Source organism: Pontibacter rugosus, assembly GCF_042678745.1.
GTDB classification, from domain to species: Bacteria; Bacteroidota; Bacteroidia; order Cytophagales; family Hymenobacteraceae; genus Pontibacter; species Pontibacter rugosus.
On record NZ_JBHTLD010000187.1, the window covers coordinates 1 to 9,825 of the forward strand.

The 9,825-nt window shown below is 46.8% G+C and carries 10 protein-coding genes; 1 reads left to right on the plus strand and 9 read right to left on the minus strand.

The window, feature by feature from the left end; genetic code table 11:
- Positions 1-91 precede the first annotated feature (91 nt).
- The 9 genes from ACFQ2O_RS16880 to ACFQ2O_RS16920 all read right to left on the minus strand — a co-directional run bounded on the left by ACFQ2O_RS16880 (position 92) and on the right by ACFQ2O_RS16920 (position 8,195).
- A complete protein-coding gene (locus ACFQ2O_RS16880; RefSeq protein ID WP_377530426.1) occupies positions 92-904 on the minus strand; it encodes an enoyl-ACP reductase FabI in 813 nt (270 codons plus the stop codon).
- An 80-nt stretch (positions 905-984) separates the two neighbouring features.
- Positions 985-2,682: a DNA repair protein RecN gene (gene recN / locus ACFQ2O_RS16885; protein WP_377530429.1), complete on the minus strand. Its 1,698-nt coding sequence runs from the start codon at positions 2,680-2,682 to the stop codon at positions 985-987.
- Positions 2,683-2,881: 199 nt separating this feature from the next.
- Positions 2,882-3,112 (minus strand): hypothetical protein, encoded by a 231-nt coding sequence (locus tag ACFQ2O_RS16890; protein WP_377530433.1) that lies wholly within the window; start codon positions 3,110-3,112, stop codon positions 2,882-2,884.
- Positions 3,113-3,184: 72 nt separating this feature from the next.
- Positions 3,185-4,090, minus strand: coding sequence for a type IX secretion system protein PorD (porD, locus tag ACFQ2O_RS16895; RefSeq protein WP_377530438.1), 906 nt, complete (start codon positions 4,088-4,090; stop codon positions 3,185-3,187).
- On the minus strand, positions 4,083-4,745 hold the full coding sequence (coaBC, locus tag ACFQ2O_RS16900; protein ID WP_377530441.1) for a bifunctional phosphopantothenoylcysteine decarboxylase/phosphopantothenate--cysteine ligase CoaBC: 663 nt from the start codon (positions 4,743-4,745) through the stop codon (positions 4,083-4,085). Before coaBC ends, porD begins: the two co-directional genes overlap by 8 nt.
- Positions 4,726-5,286 carry a flavoprotein gene (locus ACFQ2O_RS16905; protein ID WP_377530443.1) on the minus strand — a complete coding sequence of 187 codons (561 nt, stop codon included), beginning with the start codon at positions 5,284-5,286 and terminating at the stop codon, positions 4,726-4,728. Before ACFQ2O_RS16905 ends, coaBC begins: the two co-directional genes overlap by 20 nt.
- Before the next feature lie 8 nt (positions 5,287-5,294).
- Complete coding sequence (locus ACFQ2O_RS16910; protein ID WP_377530446.1) at positions 5,295-5,627, minus strand: DNA-directed RNA polymerase subunit omega; 333 nt, start codon at positions 5,625-5,627, stop codon at positions 5,295-5,297.
- Positions 5,628-5,639: 12 nt separating this feature from the next.
- Positions 5,640-6,464 carry an outer membrane protein assembly factor BamD gene (locus ACFQ2O_RS16915; protein ID WP_377530450.1) on the minus strand — a complete coding sequence of 275 codons (825 nt, stop codon included), beginning with the start codon at positions 6,462-6,464 and terminating at the stop codon, positions 5,640-5,642.
- Between the two features lie 78 nt (positions 6,465-6,542).
- Complete coding sequence (locus ACFQ2O_RS16920) at positions 6,543-8,195, minus strand: OstA-like protein (protein ID WP_377530453.1); 1,653 nt, start codon at positions 8,193-8,195, stop codon at positions 6,543-6,545.
- A gap of 210 nt (positions 8,196-8,405) precedes the next feature.
- On the opposite strand from ACFQ2O_RS16920, the gene tilS reads away from it, so the two are divergent.
- A complete protein-coding gene (gene tilS, locus ACFQ2O_RS16925; protein WP_377530456.1) occupies positions 8,406-9,734 on the plus strand; it encodes a tRNA lysidine(34) synthetase TilS in 1,329 nt (442 codons plus the stop codon).
- The last annotated feature ends 91 nt before the right edge of the window (positions 9,735-9,825 follow it).

A 9,825-nucleotide genomic window follows, 5' to 3' on the forward strand; every position in this document is an offset into this window, starting at 1 on the left:
GCAAGTATAAAAACCAGAAGGCCTCTGCTACTACAGCAGAGGCCTTCTGGTTTTTATACTTAGAGATGTGGATTACCTCTTTACTAATTGATTACTTCTGGATCATGTTTACGATATCTTCTGAAATACCCATGTTACTGAAGCCACCATCGTGCATCAGGTTCTGCATGGTTACCATACGGGTAAGGTCAGAGAAGAGGGTAACGCAATAGTTAGCACAGTCTTCAGCTGAGGCGTTACCTAGCGGCGACATTTTATCAGCATAATCATAAAACACATCAAAGCCACCTACACCTGTACCTGCTGTAGTTTTAGTCGGAGACTGAGAGATAGTATTTACACGCACGTTCTTCGCCTTGCCATAACGGTAACCATAGTTACGGGCAATTGACTCTAACACAGCCTTTGCATGCGACATATCAGTATAATCAGGGAACACGCGCTGTGCTGCAACATAAGACAGAGCCACAACAGATCCCCACTCATTCAAGGCATCCTGCTTCTCAGCTACCTGCATCACTTTGTGGAAAGAAAGCGCAGATATATCCAGCGTCTTCAGGAACCAGTCATAGTTCAGGTCACCATAAGCTTTGCCTTTACGGATGTTCGGGCTTGAGCCGATAGAGTGCAGTACAAAGTCAATCTTACCTCCCAATATTTCCTGCGCCTTAGTAAACAGGTTCTCCAGGTCTTCAATAGACGTGGCATCAGCAGGAATTATCTCTGCATTGCATTGCTCTGCCAGTTTATTGATCTCGCCCATACGCATAGCGATTGGAGCGTTTGTCAGCACAAATTCAGCTCCTTCTTCTTTTGCGATCTTGGCAACTTTCCAAGCAATAGATTTCTCGTCCAGCGCGCCGAAAATGATTCCTTTTTTTCCTTTAAGCAGATTGTAAGCCATCTCTTTATCGTTGTTTGTTCGTTGCTATACTTAAATTTCCGGCACCTCCGGAAAAGAAGCAGCAATATAGCAATTACAAATTACAAGGAAAGCAACTCTTTTGCACTTTGATACGCATTATCGCTAGGGTTAGCACCTGCAATCATATGCGCAAGCTCGTTGATGCGCTCTTCATCGTTGAGCTTCTTTACGCGGCTGATGGTGCGCTCTTCTGTATCGTGCTTATACACAAAATAATGTGAATCGCCTTGGGCAGCAATCTGCGGCAAATGTGATATAGCAATGATCTGGTGCTTCTGTGCCATCTGCTTCATCATCTTGCCAACCTTTACAGCTACCTCCCCTGATATTCCAGTGTCAATTTCATCAAATACAATGGTTGGCAAGGCAGTTTTATCGGCCAGCATGTACTTTATACTTAGCATCAGGCGCGAGAACTCACCACCAGAGGCAGCTTTGATCAGTGTTTGCGGCTGTGCTCCTTTGTTAGCACTAAAAAGGATGTTGATATCATCGGTACCTGTTGGAGTTGGCGCGACTTCATTATGTTGAATGACGATACGCGCATTGGGCATACCTAAGTCAGCCACCAGCACGTAGAGCTCCTGCTCAAACGTCTCAAAAGAAGCTCTGCGGCGCTCCGATAGGATAGCAGCTTTTTCTTTAACTTCTTTCTCTGCTTTAGCCATAGCCTTCTCGGTATTGGCAATAGCCGTGTCAAGGTTCAGCACGCTTCCAACCTTCTCCTCCAACTCACGCTGTATTTCCAGCAATTCAGCGATGGTTTGCACCTGGTGCTTGCGCTGCAACGTATAAATCAGATTCAGGCGCTCCTGCACTTCCAGCGTCCGCTCCGGATTAGCTTCGGTGTCGCGCTCAGCATCTTCCAGTTCGGCAGCCACGTCGTTCAGCTCAATCATACAGCTCTCGGTGCGGGTACGGAGCTCTTCATACTTGCTCCCGAATTGTGCCAACTGCCCGATCAGGTACACCGTATCTTTCAGGGCTGAGGTGATGTTGAACTCTGATTCGGTTAGGCTCTGCACCGCCTGTGTCAGCTTCAGCTTAATATCTTCGGCATTCTCCAGTTGCTTCAGTTCCTCTTCCAGCTCCTCCTGCTCAGTTGCCTGCAGATTCGCTTCGGCCAGCTCGTTTAACAGGAACGCATGATAGTCGTGCTCCTTCTGGGCTTGTGCCAACTGGTCTGTCAGTTTTTTATAGTCGCTCTCCAGCTTTTTATACTTGCGGAAGCTCTCGTTATACTTGCGCAGGTACGATAAATTGCCGGCATAAATATCAAAGGTCGTGTTACCCATGGCCGCCGTATTACCGGCATAAATATCCAGGATATTCAGCTGATAGCTGGTATCGCCAAGCTGCAGCGTATCGTGCTGCGAGTGGATATCCATCAGGTTCTCCCCGATTTTGCGGATGACGTCCAGCGTAACCGGCGTATCATTTACAAAGGCACGGCTTTTACCACTCGGGCTTATTTCGCGACGCAGGATGCACTGGTTGTCAAAATCCAGGTCCTCGGCGGCAAACACCTCCTGCAGGTTATAGCTCGATAAGTCGAACACGCCCTCAATCACACACTTCTCATCCTGCCTGAACAGCAATTTTGTATCGGCACGATTTCCTAACAACAAGCCAATAGCACCCAGCATAATGGACTTACCGGCACCCGTTTCGCCCGTGATGATGTTGAGCACAGGCGATGGATTCATCTCCAGTTTCTCTATCAGGGCGTAATTTTTTATTTTAAGATCTATCAGCATATATTATGACACAAGACTATAGACATAAGATACAAGACTTTTGGCCTATGCTAAAGTTCGATAATTCTGTTCTCTTTGAAGTATGAATTTTACTTTAATCCTGCTCAACAGGTTTTGGCTGATATATGACAGCAGGTTGATGTTGTTAATTTAGCGAGCTTTGAAAGGTGACACAGCCTAACATCTATATGCCACAATGTCAATAATCCGACTCCACATCATATATCACCTCCTCTACCTGCTCTAAAGGAAAAGTATGGAGGTTTGCGCGGAGATCTAACAGCTGTATATTTTCGGGCGTCAGCTCTTTCACAGCTCCCGTGAGCACTACTCTGCTGCGCAGCACCAACTGCACATTGGGCTGTTGCAGCAGCTCAAAGGCATGATCTAAAAGCTTTTTTCTGAAGATGCGGATCTGGCGTTTTCCCATGGGCGCAAGTATGAATTCGGTAGCTGGTTTTGCCCCGTGAAGTTACACCCTTTTAGTTAAAATCTAAAAATTTTAGCGTTTTAGCAAAACTTCGTATTTACTGTTGTTGGTGGGGTCTACCTGAGATAATATAGTGAAAGCCTGCTGCTTCTGGGCTGGGGCAGCCGTCTTGAACATGTTTACCAACTCATCCGACTTGGCATCGAAGAAAGAGCGAAGTATGGCAGCATTTGGTTTCTGCTGTTGCAGGCGTTGTAGGTTACCGAGCACACCTAGTATGGTTTGCCTCGCCTCTTCCGGCTCGGTTGCCATTTGGTCTAAACCTTGGCGGTGCATGGCGTACATGCCTTCGCGGTAGGGTAAAAACTGTGGGTCTTGCAGGTTATCGATAAGCCAATAGCGGTTCCGGTTACTGTCAAAGGCTTTCCAGCCTACATAGCCCGCCCCTTGCGAGGAGGCAACGTTAAGTATGGCACGGGCTTTATCAAAAGCAGGCGCACCACCTAGTCGGCCAAAGCTATCATTATCCATCCCTATAATCATGTAGGCATAGAAAGCCAGCATAGAGGATAAATTAGAAGTATAGCCGTTATCAGCATACTCGAGTGGCTCTGCAGTGCTGAAGCGGAAGGCCCAGTCTTTATCTACAAAAGATAGCAGCACTGTTTCGTAACCGGTGCCATAGGTAGGCCTTACCGATACAACCTGCACATTGGCCCTGAACGTACCAATCTCAGGCATTTCCGTCAGGTTTATAAGCAGGCGGCACTTAATGCGTTCATCAGAGCGGTAAGGCTGATCTGTCCAGCGGCGGTTGTTCAAAAATTCGAAGATGCGTGTTTGCATATCCGTGAACAATTGCCGGTCAGTATACTGTACTTGCTCGCTGTTTACCACCACTTCGCACTGCAGCTCCTGCGCCTTGGCAGACCAGGCGGCAAAAACCAGCATCAGCAAAACAAGTACGTTCTTAGCCATCTATTCGCTCTAAAATTAAATTTATAATGTCCTGCGCTACCTCACTTTTCTTTTTTAATTCAAAGGTATGCGTAGCGTCTTGTTCTATTATGGTAATCTTGTTGGTATCATGTGCAAAGCCTGCGCCCGGGTCTTTCAAGGAATTCAGCACTATCATATCCAGGTTCTTTTTGCTTAGCTTTTCTTTTGCGTTAGCACTTTCATTATCTGTTTCCAAGGCAAAGCCTACCGAAAACTGCCACTCTTTTTTCTGCTTACCAAGCGCTGCTGCAATATCAACGTTCTTTACCAGCTCTATCGTCAGCTCTTGGCCAGCTTTTTTTATCTTTTTGTCTGCCACCACTTTTGGCCTGTAATCGGCTACAGCGGCAGCAAATACCCAAATATCAGCCGTCTCGGCATATTTCAGCACCGCTTTATACATTTCGTCGGCAGTGGTAACATCTTTAACTCTGATACCGGTATGCTGCGTGTGCAGGTTTGTGGGCCCTGACACAAGTATAACATCTGCTCCCAGCTGTGCGAAACGCTCTGCCAAAGCATAACCCATTTTACCTGTAGAGTGGTTCCCTATAAAACGTACCGGATCAATAGGTTCATGTGTAGGGCCAGCTGTGAGCAGTACTACTCTGCCTTTAAACGATTTTTCTGTCACCTGAAAAGAAATTCTGAAGCACTTGCACTATTTCCTCTGGCTCTGCCATGCGCCCCTGCCCTACCAGCCCGCTTGCCAGCTCACCGTAACCTGCCTCTATTATGCTATTGCCATAGCCCTGTAGCTTCCGGAAGTTATGCTGCACAGCTGGGTGCTGGTACATGTCTAAATCCATGGCAGGGGCAACAAACACAGCGCAACGCGCCGAGAGATAGGTGGCACTTAGGAGGTTATCGCAGAAGCCGTTTGCCATTTTGGCTACGGTATTGGCACTGGCAGGAGCTACCACCATGGCATCAGCCCACAGGCCAAGATCCACGTGGTTGTTCCACACACCTGTTCCGTCTTTAACAAACTCAGTAAGCACTGGCCTTTTGGAAAGCGTGGCTAATGTGAGAGGGGTTATAAAAGCAGAAGCAGAAGCAGTCAAAATGACCTGTACTTCTGCTTCCGCTTTGATGAGTTGCCGAACCAACAGCGCCGATTTATAGGCTGCTATACTTCCGCAAACTCCCAATAATATTTTTTTACCTTTCAGCATCCGCTGTATTACAGGCTTGTCTCTTCCTCCTGAGGCTCGTCTTCTGGGTTTCTAACGTAAACTTTGCCTTCTAAAAACTCTTCGATGGCAAGGTTTGTCGGCTTCGGAAGACGCTCGTAGTACTTAGAGATCTCAATCTGCTCACGGTTCTCGAATACCTCCTCCAGGTTATCAACTGTTGTAGCGAACTCAGCCAGTTTAGAGCTTAACTCCTCTTTTAGCTTAACAGCTACCTGGTTGGCTCTCTTTGAAATTACGGACACAGACATGTACATATTGCCGGTTTGCTTTGCAAAATCGGCCATGTTGCGGGTAACGATTGATGATGAAACTGCTGCCATATATAGTATACTTTATGAGTTCTGGTTTTCTGATTTTCTTAAATTGGCCAAGGCACTTTGCGTAGCGTCAAAAACGCGCTCTGCATCACGTCTGTACTTACTCTCCGGGTACTGGTCTACAAAAGCCTGGAAAAAATCCACTACCTTATCAAAGCGCTCTTCCTGCTTACCCGGCACACTTTCTAAGGCAAAGCGATACTGGGCATCTAACTTCAGGAAAGCGGCTTCTTCACTGAAAGGTGAGGAGGCATGTTCTTTTTGGAAGTTATCCAGCGCAACGGCTGCAGAGCGCCAGTAGCGAAGCTTGTAGTACAGCTGCGCCTGATAAAAGTCTTTTCTATCAAGCTTCTGATACAGCTCTTCTATGATTTTATTTGCTTCGGATGCTCTCTCACTGCTTGGGTAGCGTCTTAAGAACTCCTCATACGCCTCTATGGCTGTAATTGTTGGCGTTTGATCTTCCTGATAGCTAGGTGATTGCTGGTAAAGCGACTGTGCCTGCATAAACATGGCTTCTTCAGCAAGCGGGCTACGCGGGTAGGTAGTATGGAACGTGCGGAAATAAGCGTCGCTCAGGATATAGTTACCTTGCATATAATGTGCCTTGGCACGATAAAACTGAGCATTCTCAGCTTCCCCCGTACCTGCCATCAGGTCTGTTACCTGGTCAAGCAGCTGCGAAGATCTATAATACTCCTCCTGCTCATAGTATTGCAGAGCAGCCTGGTATTTTTTGCTGACATCATTACTTTTCAGCATTTTCTGAAAATTGCTACAGCCAGAAGCGAGCAGCAACAGGCAAAAGAATGCGATAGTATGTAGAAGGCCTCTATTCATGAACGGGCAAAATTATAGAATATCCGAGTGATTTACAAAAGAGATTGGGTATTGAGCACATTAATATTTAACTCCCGCTCAATTCTTATTGCCAGCAACTGCTTTTGTTGCTGTAGCTGGCTTTTTAGCAGGTGCTTTTTTCTGCTTCGGCACCTCTTTAGGCTTGGTTTTAACGGGTACAGGCACGGGTTTAGCCAATACATCCTTTTTAGTAGGGCGCTGTTCTGCCATCCAGGTAAACCCTTCCAGCACCTTAACGTCCTCCTTCAGTTCGTGTGGCGGTATAAAGCTTGCATCCGGCTGCACCAGAAACGAGATTGTTTTCAGTTTATTTTCCCCAAACTTCAAAACCATGTTACTACAGATGGCTTTGTTCAGACCCGTCATAATCGTATCCCCCTCTAAGGCAAAGTATAAGCTCTCGCCATTACCGTCAACATTTACTCTTTTTATATCACCTTCCTGGAAAAAAGCCGTCATGTTACGCCCCTTTACCTGGTTGTAGTTTTTAAGGGAGTCTTCTGAAGAGATAAAAGCATTGCTGTACATGTACATGCGGTCGATGGTTTTGTTGCGCAGCTGTATATGAACCGTATCCGACACTAACTGGCTCTGCTCGGTCCACAGCACTGGCTTCCTGTTCAGGTGCATAAGAGAATCGGTTCTGTTATAGCTAAGCGAATCGGCTTTGCCCTGAAGGTCAGACTTAAAGATCTTCACGTTGGGATAAGCGAAAATCATACTTGCAGTCCTGGCTCCCTTCGCTTCCCTGGAGTACAACGTATCGGCAGACATAAACAAGGTATCGCCTTCCATGATGGTTTCCATCACGGGGCGATTACCGTATACTTTGGCTTCGCCTCTGTCGCGCCAGTAGCGACCTACCTGTCCGCGAATCGTCACATCGTCTTTCAGAGAGCGAAGCGACACATTCTTTTCTGCAAACCCATATCCTAAGGCCTGGTCATAGTACAGTTTATCGCCCCCCAAACGGTATTCCTTAGTGAGGATATAGGCATTGCGGCCAAAGTTAGAGATTTTGGTGAGCGTATTATAAGTGCCTTCTTCCGCATATAAATCGCCCTGCTGCCCTTTGATAAAGGTTGGCCCCTGGAAGTATACCACTTTGGTAAGCGTGTTATACTTCATATTCTGCGCCTTGATGTTGTAATCAGCCGTAGTAACGTTTACATCCTGCTGAAAATCAAGCATCTTGGTAACGGTATTGTAAGAGCCACGGCGGCTTTGCAGTCTATTTTCAGGGTCAACAATAACGCCACCCTCTGTGTAAGTAGCAGTTTTAGTATTCAGGTTATAGTAGAGTGTGGGCGTTGTCAGTGTCATCCGTGGATCACGCATCACCACGTTGCCGTCTATCTCTGCCGTGCGCGAATCGCCGTTGTAGGTGGCATGGTTGCCTGTAATGGTTACTGTATCGGCTTGGTTGATGCGCACATTCCCGAAAGCCTCTAACTGGTTTGACTCGGCTCCCTTATACTGGTAAACAGAATCAGCATACAGCGTGCCGTCCTTCTGCTTGAATATAACATTGCCAATCAGCTTATCAATCTTTCTACCATTGAAAGTACCGCCTACCAGACTATCCGCCTGCTGTAGCTGCACCGGTACTTTTTCAGTCTGCACTAGCCGCACTGGTGGCGGGGTCTGCTGCTGATTTGGCCTCTGTTGCTGCGGCTTTGCTTGTTGCTGTCCGAAAACAATAACAGTCATCAAGCTAAAGACAAGAGAAAAGAGTAGTTTTGTGTAGTTCATTATACTTAGATATAAGATGCTAGATGTTAGACATTAGACTTTGCACTTCCTGCAGCTAAACAGTTGCATGTTGCACAGGCTTTTACCTGTTGATCTAATGTCTAGAATCTAAAGTCTAGCGTCTATTTATAACATCAAAATTAGAAAAAAATTACCAGCCGTTACTTTATGCTACAGAAAGTTTCAGGATTCATAGAAATGCATGGCCTTTGCCTGCCTACAGATAAAATATTAGTGGCCGTAAGTGGTGGTATCGACTCGACGGTACTCTGCGAAGTGCTGCACCAGCTAAAGTATGAGTTTGCCGTAGCCCATTGCAATTTCGGACTCCGCGCCGAAGATGCCGAGGCCGATCAGTTATTTGTCAAAAAGCTGGCCAAAAAGTATGAAGCACCTTTCTTTACTGAAAACTTTAATACCCGTGCCTTTGCCGAGCAGGAAAAGCTATCGATACAAATGGCTGCACGCACGCTGCGCTACGAATGGTTTGAGCAGGTAAGACAGCAGGAGGGGTATGATTACATCGCCACCGCCCACCACAGCAACGACACCACCGAAACCGTATTGCTCCACCTGACCAAAGGCACCGGCATTGCTGGCTTACACGGCATACCGGCTAAGAACGGAAGAATTATCCGTCCGCTTTTGTCTATCACCAAAGATGACATTTATGAATATGTGACGGAGCGCAAAATTATTTGGCGGGAAGATACCTCTAACGAAACCACCAAGTACCAACGCAACAAAATAAGGCATGAGGTAATTCCGGTGCTAAAGGAGATAAACCCGAACCTAGAAGAAACGGTGCAGCAATCAGCTGAGCGGGTAAGCCATGCCGAGGCTATTGTAGCAGCCTATATTGCGCAGCTGCGGGAGCAAAGTATAAAGGAGACTCAGGAGGCTGTGTATGTCGCCCTGGAGCCGCTACGCACTGCCACAGGACTTCCAGTGGTGCTACACGAGCTGCTACGTCCTTATAACTTCACCTACTCAGTGGTGCTGGAGCTGGTGGAGGCGCTGGATGGAATATCGGGCAAGCAGTTTGAATCGCCTACGCACATCATTGTGAAAGACCGTGACCAACTGGTGATTACGCAACGCAACCTAAGCAGCTTTGGCAGTATACTTATACACGAAGGCGATACAGCCGCAGAGGCAGGCAACCTCACTTTCAGCATAAAGTATGTGGATGCCGAAACGTATAAACTAAACACCAAACCACACGTGGCTGCCCTGGATGCAGCCCAACTGAAGTTCCCGCTGAAGCTCCGTAGCTGGCAGGAAGGTGATTGGTTTGTGCCGCTGGGCATGAACGGCAAAAAGAAGATCAGCGACTTTTTGATTGACAAAAAAGTACCTGCCAACCTAAAGAGCCAAACACTGGTACTAGTATCAGACCAATCCATTGCCTGGGTTGTAGGCCAACGCCCTGACAACCGCTTTAAAGTAAGCGATAAGACAGAGCAGGTGGTGGAGATTACTTTAGATAGACGCTAGATACTAGACGTTAGGCATTAGATTTCTTGATGTTTGAGGCACTGAAAACATTTTAGTCTTATGTCTAACATCTAATGTCTAATATCTGTCT